The sequence below is a fragment of the Mycobacterium lehmannii genome, from assembly GCF_002245535.1.
Taxonomy (GTDB): domain Bacteria; phylum Actinomycetota; class Actinomycetes; order Mycobacteriales; family Mycobacteriaceae; genus Mycobacterium; species Mycobacterium lehmannii.
The window spans coordinates 106226-131470 of sequence record NZ_NKCN01000001.1 but is presented as its reverse complement, the minus strand read 5'-3'; the positions used below and the strand labels follow the sequence as shown (position 1 = coordinate 131470).

Annotated in this window: 24 protein-coding genes; 6 read left to right on the top strand and 18 right to left on the bottom strand. The window is 65.5% G+C overall.

Annotation, left to right across the window (positions count from 1 at the left end):
* Position 1: 1 nt before the first annotated feature.
* Genes CEX87_RS00660 through CEX87_RS00650 form a run of 3 tightly spaced genes read right to left on the bottom strand, consistent with a single transcriptional unit; the run spans position 2 to position 3741 of the window.
* Positions 2-1114, bottom strand: a complete 1113-nt coding sequence (locus tag CEX87_RS00660; RefSeq protein ID WP_064398696.1) for an ABC transporter substrate-binding protein — start codon at positions 1112-1114, stop codon at positions 2-4.
* Between the two features lie 60 nt (positions 1115-1174).
* Positions 1175-1981, bottom strand: coding sequence for a CbbQ/NirQ/NorQ/GpvN family protein (locus CEX87_RS00655; protein ID WP_094285597.1), 807 nt, complete (start codon positions 1979-1981; stop codon positions 1175-1177).
* Positions 1982-2037: 56 nt separating this feature from the next.
* Positions 2038-3741: a nitric oxide reductase activation protein NorD gene (locus CEX87_RS00650; RefSeq protein WP_094285595.1), complete on the bottom strand. Its 1704-nt coding sequence runs from the start codon at positions 3739-3741 to the stop codon at positions 2038-2040.
* An 80-nt stretch (positions 3742-3821) separates the two neighbouring features.
* Between CEX87_RS00650 and CEX87_RS00645 the strand changes: the two genes are divergently transcribed.
* The 4 genes from CEX87_RS00645 to CEX87_RS00630 all read left to right on the top strand — a co-directional run bounded on the left by CEX87_RS00645 (position 3822) and on the right by CEX87_RS00630 (position 7467).
* Positions 3822-4751 carry an SDR family NAD(P)-dependent oxidoreductase gene (locus tag CEX87_RS00645; RefSeq protein WP_064398690.1) on the top strand — a complete coding sequence of 310 codons (930 nt, stop codon included), beginning with the start codon at positions 3822-3824 and terminating at the stop codon, positions 4749-4751.
* A gap of 86 nt (positions 4752-4837) precedes the next feature.
* On the top strand, positions 4838-5485 hold the full coding sequence (locus CEX87_RS00640) for a nitroreductase family protein (RefSeq protein ID WP_064398688.1): 648 nt from the start codon (positions 4838-4840) through the stop codon (positions 5483-5485).
* Positions 5482-6015, top strand: coding sequence for a nuclear transport factor 2 family protein (locus CEX87_RS00635; protein WP_066809334.1), 534 nt, complete (start codon positions 5482-5484; stop codon positions 6013-6015). The genes CEX87_RS00640 and CEX87_RS00635 overlap by 4 nt, the downstream gene beginning before the upstream one ends.
* Positions 6016-6144: 129 nt before the next feature.
* A complete protein-coding gene (locus tag CEX87_RS00630; protein WP_064398685.1) occupies positions 6145-7467 on the top strand; it encodes a TetR/AcrR family transcriptional regulator in 1323 nt (440 codons plus the stop codon).
* Here CEX87_RS00630 and CEX87_RS00625 read toward each other — a convergent pair.
* The 4 genes from CEX87_RS00625 to CEX87_RS00610 are packed head-to-tail and all read right to left on the bottom strand — an operon-like array spanning position 7454 to position 11710.
* The gene (locus tag CEX87_RS00625) at positions 7454-8650 is read right to left on the bottom strand and encodes a cytochrome P450 (RefSeq protein WP_094285593.1); all 1197 of its coding nucleotides are present in this window, start codon (positions 8648-8650) and stop codon (positions 7454-7456) included. The genes CEX87_RS00630 and CEX87_RS00625 overlap by 14 nt on opposite strands.
* Positions 8647-9636 carry an LLM class flavin-dependent oxidoreductase gene (locus tag CEX87_RS00620; RefSeq protein WP_094285591.1) on the bottom strand — a complete coding sequence of 330 codons (990 nt, stop codon included), beginning with the start codon at positions 9634-9636 and terminating at the stop codon, positions 8647-8649. The genes CEX87_RS00625 and CEX87_RS00620 overlap by 4 nt, the downstream gene beginning before the upstream one ends.
* Before the next feature lie 16 nt (positions 9637-9652).
* Positions 9653-10726, bottom strand: coding sequence for an NAD(P)H-dependent amine dehydrogenase family protein (locus tag CEX87_RS00615; protein WP_094285589.1), 1074 nt, complete (start codon positions 10724-10726; stop codon positions 9653-9655).
* A 15-nt stretch (positions 10727-10741) separates the two neighbouring features.
* Positions 10742-11710 carry an LLM class flavin-dependent oxidoreductase gene (locus CEX87_RS00610; RefSeq protein WP_094285587.1) on the bottom strand — a complete coding sequence of 323 codons (969 nt, stop codon included), beginning with the start codon at positions 11708-11710 and terminating at the stop codon, positions 10742-10744.
* A gap of 140 nt (positions 11711-11850) precedes the next feature.
* On the opposite strand from CEX87_RS00610, the gene CEX87_RS00605 reads away from it, so the two are divergent.
* Positions 11851-12963 carry an NAD(P)H-dependent amine dehydrogenase family protein gene (locus CEX87_RS00605; protein WP_066811984.1) on the top strand — a complete coding sequence of 371 codons (1113 nt, stop codon included), beginning with the start codon at positions 11851-11853 and terminating at the stop codon, positions 12961-12963.
* On the opposite strand, the gene CEX87_RS00600 is transcribed toward CEX87_RS00605, so the two are convergent.
* The 11 genes from CEX87_RS00600 to rplS form a co-directional block, all read right to left on the bottom strand.
* Positions 12941-13402 carry an Rv2253/PknI dimerization domain-containing protein gene (locus CEX87_RS00600; RefSeq protein WP_064417140.1) on the bottom strand — a complete coding sequence of 154 codons (462 nt, stop codon included), beginning with the start codon at positions 13400-13402 and terminating at the stop codon, positions 12941-12943. The two genes, CEX87_RS00605 and CEX87_RS00600, sit on opposite strands and share 23 nt — an antisense overlap.
* Before the next feature lie 14 nt (positions 13403-13416).
* Positions 13417-15099 (bottom strand): MCE family protein, encoded by a 1683-nt coding sequence (locus tag CEX87_RS00595; protein WP_094285794.1) that lies wholly within the window; start codon positions 15097-15099, stop codon positions 13417-13419.
* Positions 15099-16259 carry an MCE family protein gene (locus tag CEX87_RS00590; RefSeq protein WP_066809337.1) on the bottom strand — a complete coding sequence of 387 codons (1161 nt, stop codon included), beginning with the start codon at positions 16257-16259 and terminating at the stop codon, positions 15099-15101. The genes CEX87_RS00595 and CEX87_RS00590 overlap by 1 nt, the downstream gene beginning before the upstream one ends.
* Positions 16256-17683: an MCE family protein gene (locus tag CEX87_RS00585; RefSeq protein WP_094285585.1), complete on the bottom strand. Its 1428-nt coding sequence runs from the start codon at positions 17681-17683 to the stop codon at positions 16256-16258. The genes CEX87_RS00590 and CEX87_RS00585 overlap by 4 nt, the downstream gene beginning before the upstream one ends.
* The gene (locus CEX87_RS00580) at positions 17665-18765 is read right to left on the bottom strand and encodes an MCE family protein (RefSeq protein ID WP_064426156.1); all 1101 of its coding nucleotides are present in this window, start codon (positions 18763-18765) and stop codon (positions 17665-17667) included. The genes CEX87_RS00585 and CEX87_RS00580 overlap by 19 nt, the downstream gene beginning before the upstream one ends.
* Positions 18765-19790 carry an MCE family protein gene (locus CEX87_RS00575; RefSeq protein WP_064426102.1) on the bottom strand — a complete coding sequence of 342 codons (1026 nt, stop codon included), beginning with the start codon at positions 19788-19790 and terminating at the stop codon, positions 18765-18767. Before CEX87_RS00575 ends, CEX87_RS00580 begins: the two co-directional genes overlap by 1 nt.
* Positions 19787-20980, bottom strand: coding sequence for an MCE family protein (locus CEX87_RS00570; RefSeq protein WP_318254978.1), 1194 nt, complete (start codon positions 20978-20980; stop codon positions 19787-19789). Before CEX87_RS00570 ends, CEX87_RS00575 begins: the two co-directional genes overlap by 4 nt.
* 593 nt (positions 20981-21573) lie before the next feature.
* Positions 21574-21879: a DUF2469 domain-containing protein gene (locus CEX87_RS00565; RefSeq protein WP_064398671.1), complete on the bottom strand. Its 306-nt coding sequence runs from the start codon at positions 21877-21879 to the stop codon at positions 21574-21576.
* A 54-nt stretch (positions 21880-21933) separates the two neighbouring features.
* The gene (locus tag CEX87_RS00560) at positions 21934-22665 is read right to left on the bottom strand and encodes a ribonuclease HII (RefSeq protein WP_064398668.1); all 732 of its coding nucleotides are present in this window, start codon (positions 22663-22665) and stop codon (positions 21934-21936) included.
* A 27-nt stretch (positions 22666-22692) separates the two neighbouring features.
* Positions 22693-23508: a signal peptidase I gene (gene lepB, locus CEX87_RS00555; protein ID WP_064398871.1), complete on the bottom strand. Its 816-nt coding sequence runs from the start codon at positions 23506-23508 to the stop codon at positions 22693-22695.
* Between the two features lie 86 nt (positions 23509-23594).
* Positions 23595-23936, bottom strand: coding sequence for a 50S ribosomal protein L19 (gene rplS / locus CEX87_RS00550; protein WP_064351209.1), 342 nt, complete (start codon positions 23934-23936; stop codon positions 23595-23597).
* A gap of 322 nt (positions 23937-24258) precedes the next feature.
* On the opposite strand from rplS, the gene CEX87_RS00545 reads away from it, so the two are divergent.
* Positions 24259-25182 carry a serine hydrolase gene (locus CEX87_RS00545; RefSeq protein ID WP_064416877.1) on the top strand — a complete coding sequence of 308 codons (924 nt, stop codon included), beginning with the start codon at positions 24259-24261 and terminating at the stop codon, positions 25180-25182.
* Positions 25183-25245: the final 63 nt, after the last annotated feature.

The following is a 25245-nucleotide window of genomic DNA, read 5'->3' as shown; positions in this document are numbered from 1 at the left end:
TTCACTCCTCACCAAAGCGGTCGACGAGATGAGAGTTGACGCCGTCGGCGTCCAGCCTTCGAGCGACGAGATACCCGGCGCCCATCCACGCCCGGCGCGTCCAGTTGCCGAACGAGACACGGGTTCCCGGTGCCCCCGCGGCGGCGGGCATCATCTTGACGCGTTCCAAGGCCTCCTTGACGCCGCGCGGACTGAGTGGATGCGCATCGCTGCACGCGCGCAGCAACGCCGTGGCGACGTCGCAGTTCACCACGGGCACACAGTATTCCGGCCTGCGGCCGAACTTCTCCTGGTACTTGTCGAGGAACCGCTGACCAACAGGGTTGCCCTCGTCGTACTGGTCCACGCCAGTCCACCCCATGAACGCGTTCCACATGATCGGGTTGATCCACGCGTTCTGGAATGCCGTGCTGGTGAACCGCGGTGGATCCCAACCGAGTTCTTCCAGTGCCGGGTTGACGAACACGATGCCGAACCCGAAACCGGCATGCACCACGGCCTGCGCCTTGGCTTCGTGCAGTGTGCGCACCGCTTCCGAGACGTCTTGGGCCGTCTGCGCGATCGCGGCTTCGGCGACGATCCGGATCCCCTTGCGCCGGCATGCGTTCCGGAAGTTCTTCACGTACGTCTCGCCGACCAGTGACTGCTCCATGAGGACGCCGACCTCGTGGTGTCCACCCTTGGCCAGAAGGTCCGCCCAGAAGATCGGCTCGTCGGTCAAAGACCCCTGCGGAAACGCGAACGTCCACTCCCCCAGCCATGCGTCGCTGCCGGTGACGCTGAGCGCGGGCACCCGGAACCGCTCCTCGATGGCCTCGCGGGTCGGCACGCAGTTGTCGGTGATGTGCGGGCCGAACACCGCGAGGCACCCCTCGTCGACGAGTTCGCCGTAGGCGTCGATCACCGCCTTGACCGAACCTTTCGGCAGCCCCTCGACCTCCTTGTAGATGATTTCGATGGGCCGATCGATCACGCCATTCTCAACCGCCTCGGCGAAGATCAGCTCGAAGGGATTGGACAGATCTTCCTTCATCTCCTGCGGGTACAGGTCGGGCAGCTTGAAGTCCATGAGGTACCCGAACTTGATCGGTTCCGCGGTGCTCTCGTAGGACATGCCACCTCCGTCGTAGAAACCTAATATTTGTTCAGACAGTAGCGAGGGTCATGATCGGGGTCAATCATCCGGCGCCTGGTCGACCAAGTACGCGTCGATCATCTCGAGCAGGCCGCGGGTGACGGTCGCGTCGTCGGTCAGCGGGCCCGCGATCGCGGCCCGTGCGGCGTCCCGCGGGGTCAAACCTTCGCCGATCAGCCGCCCTGCGGCGATCAGTACCCGCGTCGAAGCGACTTCGCGCAGTCCCCCCGTCTCCAACCGCCGGATCGCATGGCCCAGCCGGACCAGGTCCGCGGCGCGGTCGTGAGCGATGCCCGCTTCGCTGGCGACGATCTTCTCCTCGACGTCGGCTGCGGGAAAACCGAATTCGATCGCAACCATCCGCTGCCTTGTGGAGTCCTTGAGATCCTTGAGCACGCTCTGGTAGCCCGGGTTGTAGGAGACGACCAGACAGAACCCGGGCGCCGCTTCCAGCGTGACCCCGAGCCGTTCGATCGGAAGTTGTCTGCGGTGGTCGGCCAGCGGATGCAGCACGACGGTGGTGTCCTGGCGGGCTTCCACGACCTCGTCGAGATAGCAGATAGCGCCGTCGCGGACCGCACGGGTCAGGGGCCCGTCGACCCACTCGGTTTCACCGCCGCGCAGCAGAAACCGGCCGACGAGGTCGGCGGTGGTCAGGTCGTCATGGCAGGCGACGGTGATCAGCGGACGATCCAGGTCATGGGCCATCGCCTCGACGAACCGCGTCTTGCCACAGCCCGTCGGACCCTTCAGTGCGATGGAAAGCCCCTGCTTGTATGCGGCCTTGAAGACCTGTTCCTCGTTCGCGACGGGCACGTAGTAGGGCCGCGGTGGCTTCACCTGCATGGCTTCCCTTCGGTTCGAGCTCGCATAAGGACCCTAGCGCGGAACAGATGTTTGGTTCAAGGTGTAGGCGCAGTCGACAGCCGCCGACGCAGGTCCGCGGTGCGCAGCGCCGAGCGGAACAACGGGCCGATCACGTCGGCCAGCTGCGTGGGCTTGGGTATCGACGCGTGCGCAGCGCTGCCGAACACCATGGCCAGCTCCCCCGAGTCGGTGGCGGCGCCGATCGTCAAGCACAAGCAGCCGATACCTTCTCGTCGGGCCTCCCCCAACGCCCGGCGTACGTCGGCCGCACCGTAGCGCCGTTCGTAGCCGTGGTCGTAGGCCAAGCCGTCGGACAGCACGACCAGCAGGCGACGTGACGTGCCCGCCTTCTCCGTCATCACCGCCGTACCGTGCCGAATGGCCGCCCCCAGTCGTGAGTAGGCGCCCGGGGTGAGGCTGCCCAGGCGCCGCATGACCATCGCGTCGAGGTGATCGTCGAAGCGCTTGACTGGCACGAGATGAACCGCCGAGCGACCCTGTGACTGAAACGCGTATAGCGCGACGCGGTCCCCGAGTTCATGGAGGGCAACGGTCAGCGCCGCCGCGGCCGTCCGCTGCTGCTCGTGCACGGTCTGGCCGTAAGTGCCCGATTCGCCTGCCGAACCGGAGACGTCGAGCAGGACGAGTACGGCCAAATCGCGACGCCTTCGCAGATTGTCGAGGTAGACGGCCTCGTCGGGCGTCGAACCCGCCAGCGTTTCCACGCGTGCCTCGACCGCGGCATCGACGTCGATATCGTCGCCCTGGACCTGCCGGTGACACCGGTCCAGCCCGATGCCCAGGCGGGTGAGGGGGCGCCGCAAGGCGTGGACATCCGGGCGAACCAACGCTTCCCCCTTCTCGATCGGTGCGTCGATCTCGATCACGGTGCACCAGTCGGGACGGTAGCCGCGTCGCTGGAAGTCCCACTCGTGGTACGTGCGCCCCCCGGTTGTGGAGGCTTCCCAGCCGTCAGCGTCCACCGCACCGGCCGCACTCGAGGTCACCGCGCCTGCGCCACGAAATCCCCTGCGGGAGCGATGGGTTGGCGTATCCGCGCCCGGCGTGCCCGCACCGGAGAGTTTGCGGACACTCTTTGTCATTCGTTTCAAAAGCTTGCCGAGCACACCGCCCCCACCAACGGGACTCGTGAAGGGATCCATCACGTCTTCGCCGTCGTCCAGGCCGTCATCGTCGTCGTCGAGGTCTGCCAGTTCCTTGTTCGCCTCGCGCCGAGGGGCGTGCCCGCCGGCCGATTCCACCTGCGCGGCGGAGGCGCGGTTGGCCAACAGCTTCTGCGCCCTGATGACGCCGAAGCCCGCGGGCGGATCGGCGATGTCACGGCTTTGCCCCGCCACCTTCAAGGAACCGACCGCGGAATCCGCGCGGGCAGCAAGGTCACAGTCGAGAAGGCGGCGGACACCCGTCGGCAGCAGGTCGTCGTTGACCGACAACGCCCGCTGACCCTCGACCGCGAGGTACCGGCGCGCCAGGGCCGGCCGCCTAACGAGTTTGCGCACCACGTCCGCTTCCAGGCCTCCACTGGCCAGCAGCGAGGCCTGCACCGTGACCGCCTCGAGTTGGCGGTGCGCGCCGGCGGATGGGTCGACGAACAGCGTGACGCCGTCGGTCCATGCCGGTTCGCCGGGAGTGGCAGGCGCGACCGCTATCGTGCGGCCGGCCAGGGCCGAGGCCAGCAGCGCCAAGCGCTTGGGATCGTCGGCGTCCTCGCTCGTCATCGAGCGCGCCCTTTCTCGTTGACCAAATATCTGTTCCAACGTAGAGTCCGGCCGGACCGCCGTCAATCGCCGGAGGAACGATGATCGATTTCGCCGACCAGGTCGCCGTGGTCACCGGGGCGGGCCGCGGGCTCGGCCGTGTGTATGCGCTCGAGTTGGCAAGGCGCGGAGCATCGATCGTCGTCAATGACATCGGCGCAACCATGCATGGAGGCGGCCTGGACACGGCGGTCGCCGATCAGGTGGTCGACGAGATCACCGCGTCCGGCGGCACGGCCGTAGCGTCCTATGACTCGGTCGACAGCCCGGCTGGCGGTGAGGCCATCGTACGAACCGCCCTCGACGAGTTCGGCCGGCTCGACGCGGTGATCAGCAATGCGGGCATCTTCAACTCCATCGCGTTCGACGAACTGACTCCCGTCGAGTGGCGACGCATGCTTTCGGTTCATCTCGACGGCGCGTTCTACCTGTCGCAGCCCGCCTACCGGGTGATGAAGAAGCAGGGCTACGGGCGGTTCGTATTCATCGCGTCGTCGGCGGGCATGTTCGGTCAGCACCTGGAGGCGCATTACGCGGCGGCCAAGGCCGGCATCGTCGGCCTGACCAATGTCATCGCGCTTGAGGGTGAACCGCACGGCATCCGCGCCAACACCGTGCTGCCCTTCGGGATCTCCCGGATGGTCACCGAAACGCTGGGCGACCCGAAAGCCCTCGAGGACAACGGTTTCTTCGCCGCCATCCGTCCCGAGCTCGTCGCTCCACTGGTGGTGTACCTGGCCAGCCGGGCGTGCGATGTCAACCATCAGAACTTCTCCGCATGCGCGGGCCGGTTCGCCAGGGTCTTCATCGGGCTGAGCGAGGGCTGGCTGGCACCACGGGACGGCGACCCGACGGCCGAGGACATCGCCGGCCACCTCGAGGCGGTCGCGGCCACCGATCCGTTCACCGTTCCGGGATCGATCTACGACGAGGTGTTCGCGGTGACGCGGCGCCTCGGGGTCACCGGCTGAACATCATTCTCGACCGGCCTCACCATCATTGACCAAAAATCTGTTCCGCATTATCGTCTCCGCGGAGACCGAGCACAAGGAGCGCCATGGACATCGACCAGCTCCTGACGACAACCCGATCGGCACGAAAATCGCTTGACCTCGATACAGCTGTCGATCGTCGCGACGTCGCAGAGTGCCTGCGGATCGGGATGCACGCCGCCAACGGCTCGAACCAACAGAGCTGGCGCTGGGTAGCCGTTTTCGACGAGGAAATCCGCGCGCAGCTCGCCGAGCTCTACCGCGACGCCTATCTGCAGAGGGTCGGTGGGCAACTGATCGCCGACCTGTTGCCACCCGAAACACCCGGCAAGAAGATCATGTCCTCGACCGAGTGGCTGGTCGAGAACATGGCGAAAGTCCCACTTCTCGTAATCCCCTGCTACGAACCGTATCTGCCGCGCGTCGACGGTGACGAGTCGTTCTACCAGGCGACGCTGTACGGTTCGATCTTCCCCGCCGTCTGGAACTTCGCGCTCGCGCTTCACACGCGTGGCTACGGAACCTGCGTGACGACGTTGCATCTGACCTACGAGGCAACGGTCCGCGATCTGCTCGGCATCCCGGAAAGTTACGTCCAGGGCTGCCTTCTGCCGGTCGGCCGGCTGCGGCCCGGCGTCAGATTCCGTCCGGCGGAACGTCGACCGATAGCCGAGGTGGTCGCCGTGGACACGTGGGAGGGGACATCGCTGTGAACGAGAGGTTGCAGGCGTTGAGCGACCGCGCGGACATCTTCGACTGCATGCAGCGGTACGCCCGCGGGATGGATCGACGCGACCGCGAACTGGTGCGTTCGGCCTACCACGACGGTGCGGTCGACGAGCACATCGGTTTCGTCGGCCCCGTCGACGAATTCATTGACTGGGCATTCGCGTACCACGAGACGCAACCCCGCTACCAGCACTACCTGCTGAACCACACCGCGGACATCACGGGGGACCGGGCGCACGCCGAAACCTACTATCTGTTCGTCGGCACCGACCGCGCCCCGGCAAACCATCTGACCGTCAACGGCGGCCGCTACATCGACCGGCTCGAGCGCCGGGACGGCCGTTGGGCCATCGCCGCGCGGGTCTGCGTCGTGGAATGGCACACCGAGGGAACGACGCTGATCACCGACGAGACCATGGGCTTTCTCGCCGACATCCTCACCGTCGCGCACGACCGAAGTGACATCTCCTACGAGCGCCCGCTGAACCCCGTTCGCTTTCCCTCCAGTTCGTGACTGCCCGGCCCCGCTGCCGGCGCTTTCCCCTCGACCGACACTGCCCGGTAACCCAGTTCTGGTAACGTTAACCAAACTTTGGGTCGGTTCGACCAAACAGGTGGACGGGAGCCTGGCATTGGAGGTGTCGTGGGGCGTCGTGTGACGCCGAAGGCCGACCTCGCGAAGCACGCGGGCCATTCCTACGACGACGGCACCCGGCGGACCGAAATCTTGCAGACGGCGGCGTCGTTGATCGCCACGTCCGGGCTGCGCACGTCACTTCAAGAGATCGCCGACGCCGCAGGCATCTTGCCCGGCAGCCTGTATCACCATTTCGAGTCCAAGGAGGCAATCCTCGTCGAGTTGCTTCGGCGCTACCACGAGGACCTCGATCGCATCGCCGATCAAGCCCTCAATCGGCTCGACGACCCCGCCCCGCTGTCGGCGTTCGATCGGATCGTGGAGTTGGGCGCCGCGGTCGCCCAGTGCGCGGTGACCCACAGCGCCGCACTACAGATGACGTTCTACGAGACACCGACCTCGAATCCGGAACTGGCCGCGCTGGCTCAACAGCGCCCCGCGAAGATCCTCGAAGCGATGGTGCAGACGCTGCGTGCCGCGCGGTGGAGCGGTTATCTACGCCCGGACGTCGACCTGCCCATCCTTGCCGACCGGATCGTCCAGTCGATGCGCCAAATCGGACTCGACGTCATCCGACACAGCGCAGGCGCCGACAAGGTTGCGGCCACGCTGTGCCGGATCCTGCTGGAAGGACTGGCCACCGTCCCTCCCAGTGACGCCGAACTTGATCGCTCCCCCGCGTTCATCGCCGCCGATGACGCGGTGAAGTCGTGGATCGAGGAGGAAGAGAACGCGCCCAACGACAAGGCCTCACACGTGCGCGCAGTCGCCCGAGCCGAATTCGGGCGAAAAGGGTACGAGGTCACCACGATCCGCGACATCGCATCGGCCGCCGGCCTCGGCACCGGGACGGTGTACCGCTTGATCGGGTCGAAAGAAGAACTGCTGGCCTCGATCATGCAGTCGTTCGGTGAGAAGGTCGCCGAGGTGGGGTGGACGAGCGTGCTGCGGTCCGAGGCGTCGGCGGTCGAGAAACTCGATGCGTTGAGCTGGATCCACACCAACGCGCTCGCCCACTTCGGCGACGAGTTCCGGATTCAGCTGGCATGGATGCGGCAGTCTCCTCCGGACACCCCCAACATCGCATGGCTGTTCACCAAACGCGTCCGTCAAATGAAATCTCTGCTCACCGCGGGGATTCGCGCCGGCGAGATCGCGATTGACGCACCGTCGAACGAGACGCTGGCCCGCGTCGTCATCGGGGTGTCGTGGATCCCGGAGAACCTCCTTCACGACCTGGGCCCCCGCGCGTCGCAGATCCACGTCCGCGACACCCTGCTGCGCGGCGTCACCACGCGCTCGGCAGCCGAGGACGCTAGCCGACGATGATCGGCATCCTGCCCCAGCCTCGCACGCTGGAGGTGTGGGCCATCGCGGCGTCCTCGTAGTCGACCTCCCACTCGGGCCACCGGCGCAGCATCTCCTCGAGTGCGACCCTGGCCTGCATCCTGGCCAACGACGAACCGAGACAGAAGTGCAGCCCCTGCCCGAACGACAAGTGTGACCCGCCGCGATGGATGTCGAAACTCTCTCCATCGGGATAGCGTCGCTCGTCCCGATTAGCAGAACCGTTGAGCAACAACATCACCGAGCCCTCGGCGATCGTCTTCCCGTACGCCACGGTGTCGCGGGCGACATACCGGCCCTGTACCGGCGACGGCGCCTGGTAGCGCAACACCTCCTCGATCGCACGCGGTATCAGCGAGAAGTCGTCGACCAGTTCGCGTCGCTGATCGGGATGCTCGGCGAGCAGCTGGGCGATGAAACCGATCAGCCTGGTGGTTGTCTCGTTCCCGGCACCAGCGATCATGGATGTGTACGTCAACACCTCGATGCGCGACAGTGGCCGGAGTTGACCGTCGTCCTCGACTTCGGCGTTGAGCAATTGAGTCATGAGATCATCCGACGGATGCTCTGCCCGCCATTCGATGTAGTCGGCGAACAACTGATAAGCGTTCTCGAACGTCGCGGCCGACACTGCCTGAAAACTGCCCTCCTTCAGCCCTATCGACGCATCGGTGTTGTCGCGGATCTGTTGCTGACCCTGCTCGGGTATGCCCAGCAGGTAACCGATCGTCCGCATCGGGATCAACGCCCCGAAGTCGCCGATCACGTCGAAACGGGAGGCGCCCGATAAGGAGTCGAGCGCACGAACGCAGAACTGGCGCACTAGAGACTCGATGCCCTCCATTCGGCGCGGTGTGAAGACCTTCGACAGCACCCGCCGGTGAATGTCGTGAAGCGGAGGGTCCTCGAACAGGATCACCCCGGGCGGCACGTCCACACCGCTCATGATGACGTCCATCGTGGTGCCCTTGCCCGACCGATAGGTGTCCCAGTCGTGCAACCCCTGGGCGACATCGTCGTAGCGGCTCAACGCGTAGAAGTTGTACTTGTCGTTGTAATAGAGCGGCGCCTCGTCGCGCATCCGCTTCCAGATCGGGTACGGGTCGTCGTCGATGTCGAAATCGAATGGGTCGTAGTACAGATCGACGGTATCGGTATCGGTCATCTGCTGTTCTCTCCTGTCGTCGTCGGGGTCGCTGCCGCGTCAGCGGCGCGCCTCAGATATGGCCACGCGATCTCGGGTGGAATACCGCCGCACAGCGGCGAAAGGTTGAGAAACCCTCCCCCGCGGATGATTTCGCTCGCCGCATCGGAGGTGATGATCCGGTGCGAACTGTAGTGGTGGCGCAACTCCTCCACATCGCGCGCCGCCGAGATGCCGGCCGAAGCGTGGTTGTCCGGATTCCACCGCGCATACATCTGGGCGTCGTGAAACAGGTGTTCGCCGATCTCTTCCCACGCCTCATCGACGTCGTCGGCGACGAACGTGACCGTCGGCGTGTCGGGCGGGGGCAAAAGCACACCGCCTGGCTCGTACCCGTGCTCGCGTGACGCGGTTTCGTACGCGTCCCGCATACCGGTAACGCTGCCGTTGGCCAGAAGCCCCAGACCGTAACGGCCGGCGCGGCGCGCCGCAGCGAGGCTTGCACCGCCCCACATCAGGGTGGGCCCGCCGCGAGTGCACGGTGGCGGTGACACCATGATGCGGCGATTGTCGTGCACTGTTGGCCGGCCGGTCAGCAGCGCCCGCAGCAAGTCGAGGTTCTCGTCGGCCAGCGCGCCCCGGCGTGACCGGTCGATGCCGAAGTGCTCGAACTCCTCGGGGCGGTAACCCAGCCCGAATACATACGAAGCCCGGCCGTTACTGAGAATGTCGAGCACCGCCACGTCTTCGGCCAGCCGGACCGGATCGTAGAACGGAAGTATCACCACCACGCTGAGCGCCAACCGCTCAGTGCGGGCCGCGATCGCCGATGCCAACATCGTGGGTGCGGGAAGATATCCGTCCTCCGATCCGTGGTGCTCGCACAGCACCGCCGCCACGCATCCGTGCTGCTCGGCCCACGCCGACATGTCGATTGCCGCCGCATACAGGTCGGTCGTCGCCGCACCGAAACGCGGTGCCCGCATGTCGAATCGGATCGAGAACATCGCTGACTCCCGCTGCTCACCCGAACGCGTTCCGGGGCAACGTGTTCGGCAGGTCCAGCGTACTCAGCAGACCGGCGGGAGCCGCCACCACGTAAGGAATCGCGTTGACCACGCGCATCGCGGTGGCGGCCATCGCAGCATGCCCCGCGCCGTGGCCCTCGGCGGCGCCGACGTTCATCGCGCAGTGGATGTCGGGATCACCGTCGATGTCGACGCGATACGTGGCGTCGAACGCCGAGGACGGCCAGTCCGGCGCGACGTCGCGTGCCATCCGGATGATGTGCTGGACGACGATGGCTTCCCGACCGTTGACCACACCCGCGGCCCGAGTGCTCACCGCACCGCACGTGCCGGCCTCGATCGTGCCGAACGCCACCTCGATGTCTCTGTCGGTGATCCGGCGGTCGAGGCTGCCGCGGACCTCCTCGACCTCGACGCCAAGACCGGCCGCGATCAGGTGAATCGGTGCTCGCCAGGCCATTTCGATGAATCCCGGCGTCTTGAGCAGCGGTTCGAAATCGAGTGGGCGTCCGAAGCCCATGCCGTTCATCATCACATCGGCCACCGGGTAGTGGTCGTTGAGCGCGACCTCGGTGACGGTCACGCAACGGATCCGCTTCGACTGCGTGGCCAACACCAGCGCGAGCTGATCGGAGCCGAAGCCGGGAAAGATCCCAGAGGCGTAGAAGGACGCGCCGCCCTTGTTCGCGGCCTGTTCCATCTGGTCGCGCCACTCCGGTGAGTAATAGGCGGGGGGATAGATCAAGGTGGTCGACGACGTCGACACGACATTGATCCCGGCCTCGAGAAGTTTTAGGTAATCGGGCACCGCCGCCGCGTCGCGTTCCGGTCCGCTCGCGGCGTACACCACGCAGTCCGGTTGCAGCGCCACCAACGCATCCGCGTCGTTGGTCGCCGTGACGCCGATCGGATCCCCGCCGGCGAGCTCTCCGGCGTCCTTGCCGATCTTGTCCTCGGAGTGCACCCACACACCTACCAGCTCGAGATCGGGTCTGCCCCGGATCGCGTCGATGGCGATCGATCCGACGCCTCCTGTCGACCAGACGACGGTCCTCAGCGGCCTTGTCACGGATTCTCCTGTCGTTCAGATTGATGCGGCTGCCATCGCGGCGCGTTCGAGATACGGCCAAGCCAGCGCGGGCGGTAAACCGCCGCACAGTGGAAGCAGCGGAAGCGGCGTGCCGTCTTCGGCATACGTGGCGGCCTCCTCGGGTGTGAAGATGCGGTACGGCCCGCCCGGTTCCCGCAGTTCGGCCACGCTCTGCGCCCTCGAGATGCTGGCCACCGAATCGTCGCCGTGCCGGTAGGCGGCGGCCACCACCGCGTCGTGCAGCAAGTACGGCCCCAACTCCTGCCACGCCGCGTCCACATCGTCGGCGACGAAGACGGTCGTGGGCGCCCCCTCGCGGGGGAACTGCATGAGTCCGGGCTCGAATCCGTTGTCACGACATTCGTTCTCGTAGAACCGCTTCAGCTCCTCAGAAGCCACCTGGGAGATGAAACCCAGCCCGTGCCGGGCGGCGCGCCGAGCGGCGGCCCTGCTGCCTCCGGCGGTCAGCAGGTACGGCCCGCCGGGAGTCGCCGGAGGCGGCGTGACCTGGACGCGGCGGCCGTCGATGTCGATCGGCTCCCCGGTCAACAGTCGCAAGAGCTGCGCCAGCGACTCGTCGGCGACCGCGCCCCGCCGGCTCATGTCCACACCGAAGTGCTCGTACTCCTCGGCGCGGTGCCCGATGCCGAACGCATAGGAGACGCGGCCGCGACTGATGATGTCGAGTACGGCGATGTTCTCGGCCAGCCGGACGGTGTCCCAGAAGGTGATCGGCACGGCGGCCAGCATGATCGCCAGCCGGGTGGTTCGCGCGGCGATCGCCGATGCCAAGAGGTGCGGCGACGGCAGATGCCCGTCCTCGGTGCCGTGATGTTCGGAGAGCACGGCGACGACCGCTCCGCGCGTCTCGGCCCATTCGCACATCTGCACAGCGCACGCATAAAGGTCGGTTGCGGGCGCGCCGGCAGCGGGTGCGCGCATGTCGAAACGAAGCGTGAACATCAGCGCCGCAAGAAGGCCGAAGGATCCACGACGACCGACTCTAACCTAATTTTTGTTCTGGTTGCCGTTAATAGTGGATGCTATTCTCAGACCTGCGCGAGACATGGATCTCGCCCCGTCGCGCTCTCCGAGGAGGATCGATGACCGGAGGCAAACACCGCGTGGTGGTCTGGTCGACCGGCGGAATCGGTTCCATTGCGATTCGCGCGATTTCCCAGCGACCCGACCTGGAGCTCGTCGGGGTATGGGTGCACTCCCCCGACAAGGACGGTATGGACGCGGGCGAACTCGCCAACGGACAGCCGATCGGGGTGGCCACCACCACCGACGCCGATGCGTTGGTCGGGCTGCGGCCCGACTGCGTCGTCTATTCGGCCAGCGGGCCCGAACGTGACGCGCTCGCCATCCCCGACTATGTCAAGCTGCTCAACGCCGGGATCAACGTGGTGACGACGAGCACCACCCACCTGGTCAATCCGCATGCCTACGAACCAGCCGAGTGGCGTGATCAACTGGCCGCGGCTGCCAAGGAGGGACAGGTCTCGCTGTACGCCTCAGGCATCGAGCCGGGCTTCGTCGCCGATTACCTACCGCTTGTGCTCAGCACCCAGTCCTCGCAGATCGAGAAGATTCACGCCTACGAGATCGGCCTCTACGACGATTACGGCGTACCCGACATCATGGGCGACGCCTTGGGATTCGGGCGGCCACTCGACTACCAGCCGTGGATCTCCTTCCCCGGCGCCATCGCCGGCGAATGGCAGGGGCAGATCCGCATGGTCGCCGAGGCGCTCGGCGTCGAGGTGCAAGAGGTGCGCGAGACGTTCGACCGCGCGGTGACCGAGCGGACGCTGGAGGTGGCGATGGGCACCGTCGAGGCGGGCACGTGCGGAGCCCTTCGGATGCAGGCCATCGGCATCGTCGACGGCTGTGAGGCGATCGTGATTGAACACGTCACCCGGTTGGCTCCGGATGTGGCTCCGCAGTGGCCGACGCTGCCGAATGCGCTCGGCTATCGGATCGTGATCACCGGTCAGCCCGACATCGAGTGCACGATGGCAGCCACCGTCCGCGACCGCAAGGACGCGGCCATCGAAAGCATGACCTCCGGCGCGGGCGCAATGGTCGCCACGGCCATGCGTGTCGTCAATGCGGTGCCCTATGTCATTGCCGCACAACCGGGTCTGCTCAGCTCGGTCGAGCTACCCTTGACGATCCCGCGGCACGCCTTCAACCCACGCGGGTCAGCCTGAACGGCATCTCGATGTCGAGCACCTTGTTGAAACCGCAGGCGCCACTGGGACCCTCGGTCTTGTCCCACCCCTCGTACTTGTTGGGGTCCTGCGGATAACCCAGCCAGAACACCCACGACTGCTTGCCCGGGTAGGCCGTACCGTCGATGCACGGTTCCCAGTCCGGCACGGTCCTGGTCACCTTCCACCGGCCGCTCATGTACACCAGATCCGCGCTCCAGCCCTGGTCGCTCTCGACCCGACCGGTGCAGTCCTGATACGTGGTGCACGAAGAAGTGATCGTCCACGTCTGCGTCACGCTTGCCTCGTCGTGACGCGAGTCGTTGGTCGTTGCCCACCGGCCGTCGGAGAACGCGGTGAAGACGCCGTTGATCGCGACCTCATTCTGCGCCTGCGCATGAGGCGCGAAGTGGATCGTCGCGATGATCGCCGCCGCCATCGACAACGCACGTATCACTGCTGGCCTCCCTCGTAAATCAGCTCCTGCCACGACTTCGGACTCTCGACGAGATCGCTTTGGCGGCCGACATTTCCGTCCGGTGTCGCATACTGGCCGGTCTGCGGATCGTAATGCGCAATGGCGACGGACGGCCCCTCGGTGGCGGTGCCGGTGACCGAACTCGGCACCGCCGGTACGGCGCCCGTGGGCGGCACCGGACCCGTAGGCGCCGGCGGCCCATGCGGGGTCGCCGCCTGCGGTGCGGGCGCATCGGCGCCCTGCTGGTCCACCGGTTGCGAAACAAGGGGCGGGATCGCGTTTGGAGGCAGCGACGGCATCTTCGCTCCGGGTGCGAGCGGCGGAGGCGGGATCGGCGGTACCGTGCCCTGCGGCAGCGGCGTGCCCTCCAGCGGGGCGAAGAGGTTCGCGTCGGCCCTGACCCGGTCGTCGGGCGGCACGCCCTGTGCGATGAGATTCGGATCGATCGGATACGCACCGAGAGTGTGCTGGCGCATCGCCAGCGGTTTATAGGGTTTGTCGCTGTAGCACTGCTCGACGGTCGGCGCCCGCTTACCGGGAACCCCCATGCACGGCGCATTGCGCGCACCACGCACGATGATCGGCGAATCCTGCGGCAGCTTGCAATAAATCCCGTCCGGCGTGTCGACCGTGGTCTGATCGTCCGGGCTCCGCCATTGCGAGGGCGGCAGGAAGCCGACGGTGCACGGGTTGGGGTCGGCCATCTGAATGCGGAAATCACCCAGGGCGATACCCGTGGGATTGTTATGGGGAGCCGACGACTGCACGTTGGCCACGAACGGCGGTAACAGCACGAGCACCTGCTCCAGCGAGGGACGGTAGGTGACTGCAACCTGACCGATGGTGGTCATGTTGGCCAGCAGCACCGGCAGTGTCGGCTTGATCTGTTCGAGCAGGGCACCGACCTCGTCCGCGGCGGTGGGGCCCTCGTCCAGAAGAGTGCGGAGCTGCGGGTCATTGGCCACGACCTGACCGGTGAGCCCGGCGAGGCGTCGCGCCCACACCCGCAACGAGTCGGTCGAGCGGACCTGCGAATCCAGCAGAGGCACCGAGTCTTCGGCCAACCTCGCCGAGCGCGACGGGTCCTCGTTCAGGGCTTCGGAAACCGTGGCCGCCGAGTCCACCAGCGAACCCATGTCGAAGCCGGCTCCGCTGAACGCCTTGTACGATTCGTCGATCAATTCGCTAAGGCGACCCTTGGGGATGCTCGCGATCAGGGTGTTCACCTGCTCGAGCATCGGGCTCACCGGCTGCGGAATCGTGGTGTCGGACATGGCGATCACTGATCCGTCTTCCAGATATGGCGGCGACTCGGTGCGCGGAAGCAGCTCGACGTACTGCTCGCCGACGGCTGACACGCTGCGCACTTCGGCCTGCAGATCGGACGGGATTCTCGGCGAGGTGTCGAGCCGCAGCGTCGCGGTGGCCCGGGTGCGGGACACGTCCATCTCGGTCACCTTGCCGATCTGCACCCCACGATAGGTGACGTTGGCGAACCGGTAGAGCCCACCGGAGGACGGCAACTCCATTGTGACGGTGATCTTCCCAATGCCCAGCAGGGTGGGCACCTGCATGTAGGCGAACACCATTGCGACCACGCCGATGATCGACGCGATCGAGAAGATCACGAGCTGAATGCGCACCATCCGCGGCAGCATCAGCCACCACCCCCCGGTTCCCACGGTGCGGGCGCAGCATCGGGAATCGGGCCGAAGGGGGGCGAGGTGCCTACGCCCAATGGGAATTTGGTGTAGTACGCGTCGTATCCGGGGTCACCCGGAGCGGGAATCAACGATGCACGGTTCTGCCCGAGCGCGGTGCCGAGCAGCAATCCACGCTTGAGCCGCGCGTTCGTCCAGTCCACCGTGACGAAGAGATTCACGTAATCACCGCGCACCCCGCGGTCGATCAAGTTCTGGCTCAACGGGAACGTCGGCAAGGCAGCCAGCGCGGTGTCGATCTCTGCGCCCACGTCGGCGAGCGCGCGCAGGGTCGGCTCCAAGTTCTGGAGATTCGTCACGAGGTCGGCTTGCGTATCGTTGATCAAACCGGAAACCGTATCGCTGAACTGCCCCAACCGATTCAGTGCGGTGGTGAAGTTGGGCCGTTCCCGGATCAGGACCTCGAGCGCGGGTGGAATCTTGTCGAGCGCGCGGGTGAGCAGCCGTTGTTCATCACCCAACCGCTGCGAGAACCTGTTCAACTCGTCGATGGTCGCGATGATGTTGTCGCGCTGTTGGTACAGGGTCCCGACGAAGTTGTCCAGCCGGGTGATCAGATCGCGCACCGTTCCCTGACGATCCGACAGCGCGGTATTGAAATTGGCGATGATGTCGCCGATCTGGCCCAGTCCCCCGCCGTTGACCACCGCCGCCAACGACGACAGCGTCTGTTCCGTCGACGGATAGGTCGACGTCCTGTCGAGAGCGATGGTGGCGCCGGGACTGAGCCTGCCGCGCGGTTCGTCGCCGGGCGGTGGGTCAAGCGCGACGTGCATCGATCCCAGGAGGCTGGTCTGCCCCACCGTGGCCACAGCGTTGCCGGGCACCACGACCTCGGGCTTGACCGAGACCTCCAGGTCGATGTGCCAGCCGTGCAGCGTCATCTTCCCGACGCTGCCGACCACGACATCGTCGATCATCACCGGCGAATTCGACTCGAGGGTCCCGATATTCGCAAGTTCGAGGTGGTAGACGTTGCTATCCGGCCCTCGGCCCACCGCGCCCGGCAGGGGTAGCGAGTTGACCCCCTGGAATGAGCAACCGGTGACCGTCAGCAGGATGCTCAGGCCGACCGCCACCATCCGACGAGCCGTCATGAGGGGGCTCCACCGTGTGGGACCGGGGCCACCGCCGCCGGTGGCGCCTGAGCACTCGGCCGCTCGGCGGGCAACAGCATGTCCTGCACGGTCGGCGGGCCCGGTGACGCCGGCGCGAGGGCCGCGGGCGGCAGACCGGGCGGGGCGGGCGGCGCGCCCCATCCGGGAGGCGGCGGCACGTCGCCGATTCCCGTGTACGCCGACACCGCGGGAGGGGGCTCGGGCTGATCGTCGGGCGGCCCGCCCGCACCAGGCATCAGTTCCGGTTCGGAATACCGCAGCATGTACGGCGGCGGGTTCGCCGTCAGGAACAGGCTGAACGGGAACGGGACGTTGTTAATGCTCGCCGTGCGCAAGCCGGGCCCGAGGTACTGCGCGCACAGCTTGCCGGTGGTGGGCGAGGTGACGTTCTGCAGCGCCCCGATCATGCCGCAGATGGCCCACACCGGATTCGACAGGTTGTTGAGCACGAACACACCGCTGGCGGCGCCGGTACGCGGGTCAAACATGTTGACCGCGTTGGCGATCGAGTGCGGCGCGATATGCAGTACATTCTCCAATGCCATGCGATTGTCGACGAGGTTCTGGGTGACGTTGGCCAGTCGCTGAATCTGTTCGGCGGTCTGGTCTCGGCTGCCCCTGATGAACCGGGTCGTCCCGCCCACGACGTCGGACAAGTTCTTCAGCGCGGCGTCGAGATCGGATCGGCTGTCGTCGACGACGCTGGTCAACGTCGCGAACCTGTCCTGGAACTGCACGATCTGCTCGTTGCTGTCGCGCAGCGCGGTGACGAACGTCTGCAAGTGGTTGATGGTGTCGACGATGTTGCCGCTGCCGTCGGCGAGTATGCGACCGACACCCGAAAGCTGCGCAAGCGTTTGACGCAGTTTGTCGCCGTTGCCGCCGAGCGCGCCGGCCGCGCTGTCGATGAACCTGCCGACCGAACCAGTCGACATACCCTCGGCGGGGCCGAGGTCCGTTGCCAGGCGCATCAACTGCTCTTTGACCTCGTTCCACTCGACCGGAACTGCCGTGCGGTCCAACGGGATAACGGCACCGTCGGCCATCACCGGTCCCGACTCGTAGGCCGGTGTCAGTTGGACGTACCGCGCCGAGACCAGGTTCTGCGCGACGATAACCGCCTTGGCGCCGGCGGGCACCCTGATGCCGTGGTCGACGACCAACCTCATCTCGGCCTGGGTGCCGACCGGTTTGATCGATTCGATGGAGCCCACCTTGACGCCGGCGATACGGACCTCGTCACCGGGGTAGATGGCGGTCGCGGTGGTGAAGTGGGCGGTGATGGTCGTGGGCCGCAACACGGTCTGCCGGAACAGGACCACGGCGCCGCCGACGAGCACCACCGCCAGCGCCATAGCAAGCGCACGCTTCACCCAGATGTTGTTCACCGCCCGGGACCCCATTGCTCATGGGGCATCGGAATTCCGTTGTACGGGAACGGAAGCTCTGCGCGCGGCCCGGCATTGTCGGGCGGCTGGCCGGCGTTGACGCCGCGCCGGAACCCGAACGCATAATCGAAGAACGGCTGGAAAATCTGACCGAAGAAGATGTTAGGTATGTAGGCCTGGTAGTAAGGACCGTTACCGATCGTCTCGCCCAACGTGATCTGGAACTTCGCCAGCCCGGGAAGCGCTTTGGCGATGTTGTCGCGGTTGCGCTCCAGGATCTCGGTGACGCCGTTGAGCTTATCCAATGTGGGGGCGAGCTGTTTCTCGTTGTCGGCGATGAGGCCGGACAGCTGCTTGGATAACGCCGATGTGTGCGCGAGTAGTTCGACGATGGCGTATCGCCGCGCCGACAACACCGACACCAGGTCGTTGGCGTTCAGAATCAGCGTGCTCACCTGCTGGCTGCGGTCCGACAGGATCTCGGTGACATCGGCGCCGTTTGCGAGCAAATCCCCCAGCGTTTCGTCACGGTCGTTGATCGCCCTTGACAGCCGGGTCAGCCCGTCGAACGCCGGGCCCAGCTGCGGCGCCACCTGGTCCAGGGTCGCGGCCAACGTATCCAAGGACTGGTTCAACGACGCAGTGTCGGTGCCCGCGGTGTTGCTCGTCAGCTCGCTGACCGCTTCGGTCAACGAATACGGGGATGCGGTACGCGACACAGGGATCACGTCCATCGGGTGCAGTGACCCCTCGCCCTTCGATTCCAGGGTCACGACCCGCTCGCCCAGCAGCGTTCCGGTCCGGATATGTGCGGTGGTGTCCGACCCCAGCGACACCGAGCCGTCGACCACCATCGTCACCAGCGCGTTGCGCCCCTGGAGCGCAACGCCGGAGACGGTCCCCACCTTGATCCCCGAGATAGTGACGTCGTTGCCCGCCGCCAGCCCGCCGGCGTCGGTGAACTGCGCCTGATACCGCACCGCGGTCGCCCATGACACCAGTCGTTCCGGAGCGAGTCCGACGGCGATGACGAGGACGATCAGCACCACGCCGAGGATTCCGGCGCGGATGAGTTGTCTGCCACGGTATTTCAGCATCAGGGCTCGGCGCACCTCCCGTTTTCCTGTTTGAGCCAGGGGAAGACGGCGGTGCGGCCCTGCAGGTCTGTTACCCGCCACTTGAGTTCGCAGATGTAGTAGTTGAAGAAGCTCCCGTACGACCCGGTGCGGACCAGTTTCCGGTAGTTCTCGGGAGCCTTCTGCAGGCTTGTGTCGATCCGGTCCTTCTGGAAGTCGAGGTTGGGCGCCAATCGGGCAAGCTCATCGATGGTGCCCGCCAGCGGCGTGCGCGCATCGCTGAGGAGGTCGGCCAAGGACGCCGAGCCGTTGTTCAGCGACTCGATCGCTGTGCCGATCGGGTCGCGTTCAGCCGCAAGCTCCGTGACGAGCTTCTCCAGGCGGTCGATCGTGCCCGAGAACTTGTCCCCCTCGCGATTCAGGGTCGTAAGCAGGGTTCGCAGATTGTCGATCAGCGCCTGGATCGTCTGGTTGTGCTCGGCAAGGGCTGTGGTGAATCCGGAGGTGTTGTTCAGCAGCGACTGCAGGGTGCCGCCCTGCCCCTGGAAGATCTGGATCAGCGACGCCGACAAGGCGTTCACATCCTCCGGATTGAGTCCCCGGATAACGGGTTTGAGGCCGCCGAGAAGGAGGTCGAGATCAAGGGCGCCCTGGGTCCGCTCCACCGGGATCTGCGAGTCGGGTGGCATCGGTGTTCCGTCGGGCCCCTCGATCAGCTCCAGGTATCGGTCGCCGACCAGGTTCAGGTACCGGACCGCGGCTCGCGTGCCCGTGGTCATGCGGACATTCGGATCGGCGTCGAAGCTGACCAGCACGGTTTTGTCGGGACGTAACTTGACGCCGTTGACCGTGCCGACCCGCATCCCGGCCACCCGCACGGACTCTCCGGTCTTCAGCCGGGAGGCGTCGGCGAACACCGCCGTGTAATCCTTGGTGCTGCCGGTTTGGTATTGACCGAAGATGAAGAACAGCGATGCGGTAAGCAACGTCATCACGAGCGCGAAAAGCCCGAACTTGACCACGGTCGGCCGCAGCGAACGCCTCATCCGGGCATTCCGATCTGTGCTGTATTACGGGGCGGCCCAGCGGTTTCGGTGTCGGGGAACATGATCTGCTTGATGATGTCGGCATTGAGGACAATGCCCGGATAGGTGCGTCGCCACGGATTGGTACCGGTGTCTGCCACCACATACGGTGCGGCGGTCTCGAACGGCAGCTTCGGCAGCCCGGTGCACTGTGGACCGCCCTCGGCGCCTGCCTTGGGCAGATCCAGGGGATAGCGATACCGCTCCTGCGCCCACAGGAAGCCGGCCAGCACCTCGACGCCCGGCGCTTTCAATGGTGGGAAATGCGCTGACTCGACTATGCCGGCCAGCGCACACCACAACGCCTGGTTGTACTCGTTGGTGAGGGAAGTGGTCGGGACCAACAGCCGCACGACGTCGGTCAGCGCCTGACGGTTCTGCGCGATCACCTCGTTGCCGACATCGGCGAGCCCGATCACGCTGACGAGCGCCGCATCGAGATCGTCTTGTTTGTCGACGATGGAATCGCTGATGGTCGCCGCGTTGTCGGCGATCGACACGAGATCCCCTGACGCGTCTGCGTATGCGCGAAGCATTCCGGGAGCCAGTTCCAGATCGCGGTTGAGCGCCGGTAGGCTGGGCTCGAGCGTCGCGAGGTAGGAGTCGAGGTCGGAAAGCATCTTGCCGAACTTGTGTCCACGACCGGATACGGCTTGGGCGATCGCACCGAGCGTGGCATTCAGTTTCGCCGGTTCGATCGTGGACAGCACCGAGGTCAGCTGCTCGAAGACGGTGTTCACCTCGACCATCACGTGCCGGGCCTCGATCACCTGACCGGCGCGCAGCGATTGGGGTGACGGGACTTCGGGAAAGACGAATTGGACTTGTTTGGCGCCGAACACCGTTGGCGACGCGATGTCGACGAGCGCGTTGGCCGGAATCGCATCGAGCCGCGAAGGATCCATCGCCAGGTGCAGTGCCGCCTCACCGCTGGGCAGTGCTTCGATCGCCTCTACCCGTCCCACCTGGACGCCACGGATTTCGACCTTGGCATCGGGATTCATCACTAGGCCGGCGCGCTGCGAGATCACGGTCACCGGAACGGTATCGGCGAAGTCGCCGCGAAATAGACTCGCCGCCAAAGCGAACACCGCCACGAGTCCGGCGATCGACGCCAATCCGACGAGCGGGCGCAGCAGATAGCGCTTCACCGATCGCTCCCGCGCTCATGCCCGAGGTGCCCCGCACCGCACCCCGCCGATCGGTATGACAAGCCCGCTTTCCCCCCAGTGTGCGATCGAGGACGGTGCAGGACTTTACGCCGGAACATATCTTTGGGTCAATCGCCCCCTTTATCAAGCAGATTTTCTTAGTCGCAGATCCTCTTTCAGATAGTCGCAGAAACAACTATTGTTTGCTGCACAAGAATGACACACAGTTCACTGCACTTCAACAGGCAGAAATGGGACACTTCGGTGTTATCTGTCTCGCGCTCGTGACGTACGTGACCAGATTGTCAGGTAGGCCGACCGTCGGGCTTGCATGGAACAATGATTAGGCCCACCGCGGGCACCATTTAGCGCAATGTCGAGTCGACGGATACAACGCGTCGTCGGCGATGCGACTCAATCGTGCCGTGTGCCGGAGCGCTGCGATGTCGAATGGCAATTTCTAGAAGAATAGAGACGGGCAGTCTTGGAAGGTCCGGCGGCTGCGATTCGGTGCGAAACGTGTTGGTATTTCGGGCGACTACTTACTGTCGCAAGCGTCAGTTGGTAGACGCGGCGCGACCGAGGCGGTCTGCCTATTCCGGGAGCCGCAATTCGGGCTTTTCGACCTCTTCGATATTGACGTCTTTGAAGGTGATCACGCGGACCTGTTTGACGAAGCGGGCGGGCCGGTACATGTCCCACACCCAGGCGTCGGCCAACCGCAGCTCGAAATAGACCTCTCCGTCGGAGTTGCGCGGAACCAGTTCGACGCTGTTGGCGAGGTAGAACCTCCGCTCGGTCTCCACCACGTAACTGAACTGGCCGACGATGTCCTTGTATTCGCGGTAGAGCGAGAGCTCCATCTCGGTTTCATATTTCTCGAGATCTTCGGCACTCATCGCTCAGCTGTCCTTCATCTTGGTCGCTGCCCCCTTGTTGGCTCCCATTGTCCCCTACCCCGCTTCGTCACATTGCTCCGGTGGACCCACGTGGCGGGAGTCAACCAGTTCGGTCACCACTCTGATTCCGCCAGCCGTGGCCACCCGGCGGACATTGATGAACGAGTGCCGGTGCTGGCTACAGGGCCCCAGCTCGGCCAGCGCTGCGCTGTGCGCAGGCGTGCTGTAGCCCTTGTGAAGGGCGAAGCCGTACCCAGGGTGTTCGGTCTCCATCTTCACCATCAGACGGTCCCGGCTGACCTTGGCCAGCACGCTGGCCGCCGCGATACACGCCGCCGCCGCATCGCCGCCGACCACCGGAAGCGACGGCGCAGGCAGCCCGGGGACGCGGAAACCGTCGGACAGAACATAGCCCGGTCGCACGGACAGGCCCGCGACCGCGCGGCGCATGCCCTCGATGTTGGCCACGTGCACGCCGCGGCGATCCACCTCATGCGAGGGGATGAACACGACGTGGTAAGCCAGGGCGTAGCGCCGAATCAAGGGGAAAAGCCGCTCGCGCTCCTTTTCGTTCAGCTTCTTCGAATCGTCGAGCGCCGAGAGGCTCTCCAACCGATTCGGGCCGAGGACACAGGCGGCGACGACAAGGGGGCCCGCACACGCACCGCGGCCGACCTCGTCGACGCCGGCCACCGGCCCGAGGCCGCTGCGATACAGCGCAGATTCCAGGGTGCGCAGCCCCGAGGATTTCCGGATCACAGTGCGCGGAGGCCATGTCGCCGGCAAGAACAGCTCTCCTAGTGCGTCTGGCGTTTACGTCTGCGGGTTCTCGCTGCCCACACCACCCCAACGGGAGGGGGGCCACGCGATGAACCGCGCCTTTCCGATGACATTGTCCACCGGGACGGTGCCCGCCGTCGGGTCGCCCGTGCACAGCAGACCCTTCTGGGCGTCGGCCGGGGTGTTGGTGCAGTGCGCGCGGGAATCAGCCGAGTGGGTGCGGTTGTCCCCCATCACCCACAACCGGCCTTCAGGCACTTCGACCGGCCCGAACTCATTCCCTAGGCATGGATAGATGGCCGGGTCGGCCTGCATGGTCTCGGGGTCCAGGTACGGCTCGTCGAGGCGCTTGCCGTCGACGGTCAACCCGGTCGCCGCTCGGCATTCCACAGTCTGGCCGCCCACCGCGATGATCCGCTTGACGAGGTCGTTCTCGTCGGGCGGGACGAAACCGACGACCGAGAGCGCGTTCTGCACCCATCGGATCGCGGTGTTGTCCGAGCGGATCGACCGGTAGTTGATGTTCCAGTTGGGCGGGCCCTTGAACACGACGACGTCGCCGGGCTCGGGTGACGAGAACCGGTAGGTCAGCTTGTCGACCATGATCCGGTCGCCGGTGCAGCCCGGGCAGCCGTGCAGGGTCGGTTCCATCGACTCCGACGGAATCAGATACGGCCGGGCGACGAACGTGAGCACGACGTAGTAGATGACGAGCGCGATCGAGATGAGGATCGCGAATTCTCGGAGCGCACCGCCCTTTTTCTTGGGCTTTTCCGTCTCGCCATCCGGCTCGGCGGTCTCGGGCCGGTGCTCGGCTGATGATTCGTCGGGCTCTGAGGAACCGGTCACCGCATCAGGGTAGCCAGCGCCGTGCTCGGCCCCGCGCTGCTCGCGCTCCAAGGATCAAGCCCCGGCGCCGACGGCCGACCGGGATGTCAGCGCTTTTCCTTGATCTTGGCTTTCTTACCGCGCAGCTCACGCAGGTAGTACAGCTTGGCGCGACGTACGTCGCCGCGGGTCACGACGTCGATGTGGTCGATGTTGGGCGAATGCACCGGGAAGGTCCGCTCGACGCCGACGCCGTAGCTCTCCTTGCGCACGGTGAAGGTCTCCCGGACACCGCCGCCCTGGCGACGCAGGACCACACCCTTGAAGACCTGGATGCGCTCCTTGGAGCCCTCGATGACCTTGACGTGCACGTTGACGGTGTCGCCGGGACCGAAGTCCGGGATGTCGTCGCGCAGTGATGTCTGATCGACGAAGTCCAGCGTGTTCATCGGTGACACTTCCTTGCGGTTGGCGGCTGCGGGCGCTGCAGTCACGTGGACGCCGTGACATGGCCTGCCGAGCCGATCTGATCGGGCGAATCGGGGTGTATCTCGCAGCGGGCGGAACGAGCCGTTCCCGGGTCCTGCACAGACAACTGCTCAATTGTGCCAGATGAGACCTGATCCAGCGAAATCGCGCCGGGTCCGTCGGTCCGCGCTTCGCGAGGTTACCTAAGTAGGCACCCCGGGTAGCCAGTGATTAGGGTTGACACCAGGGTCGAAGCAACGCGGCGGGCCCCGAGTTTCGCATCCGGGCCATTCGAGGAGGGTCATGCAACCGCGGCCGTCTTTGCTGGTCAAGACGATCGCAATCGTCGCCGCTGCGATCGTGGTCGTCGCTGGGTACGAGACGCAGGGGCACGAGACGGCATCGACCGTGATCGCGCCGCAGGGCGGCTCCGCACGCCTGCCCGAGGCCGCACCCGACGAACCCGCCGCCTCCTTCGGCGGGCTCGACGCCCGCACGCGTCAAGCCACCGAGCAGGCCGCCGAGGCCGGTGCCGACCTCTCGGTCGCCGTGCTCGACCGCAATACCGAAACTTTCGTGTCCAACGGCAACAACGAAGCGATGCCGATCGCGTCGGTGGTCAAGCTGTTCATCGCCGACGACCTGCTGCTGCAGGAATCGCAGGGGAAGACCAAAATCACGCCCGAGGACCGTAAGGCGTTGGATGCGATGCTGAGGTCATCCGATGACAGCGCGGCCGAGATCTTCTGGAATCGCGGCGGCGGTAGCGAGATCGTTTCGCGGGTCACCACGCGGTATGGCCTGGGCGCGACCAGCACGCCGTACAACGGCCGCTGGTTCAACACCTTGAGCACCACGGGAGATTTGGTGCGGTACTACTCAGAGCTGCTCTCGGGCGGCGGCGGCTTACCCCCCGACAAGACCGACGTCATCGTGTCGAACCTGGCCAGGTCCACTCCGACGGCGCCCGACGGCACCATGCCCGGCGGTGTCTACCCGCAGCGGTTCGGCATCCCCGACGGGCTCTACGAGGAGCGCGTGGCAGTCAAGCAGGGCTGGTTCTGTTGCTGGAACGGCGGCAACTGGGTGCACTGGTCCACCGGGGCGATCGGCACCGATCGTCGATTCGTCATGGCGATCGCATCGATGCAGCCCGCTGACGATGCCACCGCACGCGACACGATGACGCAGGCGGTCAAGACCATGTTCCCCGGCGGCCGGATCTAGTTTCCGGGTAGCAAGTTCGTCGAAAGCCGGCCGAGAACCGCGAAAAGGGCACTTCGCGCCGCG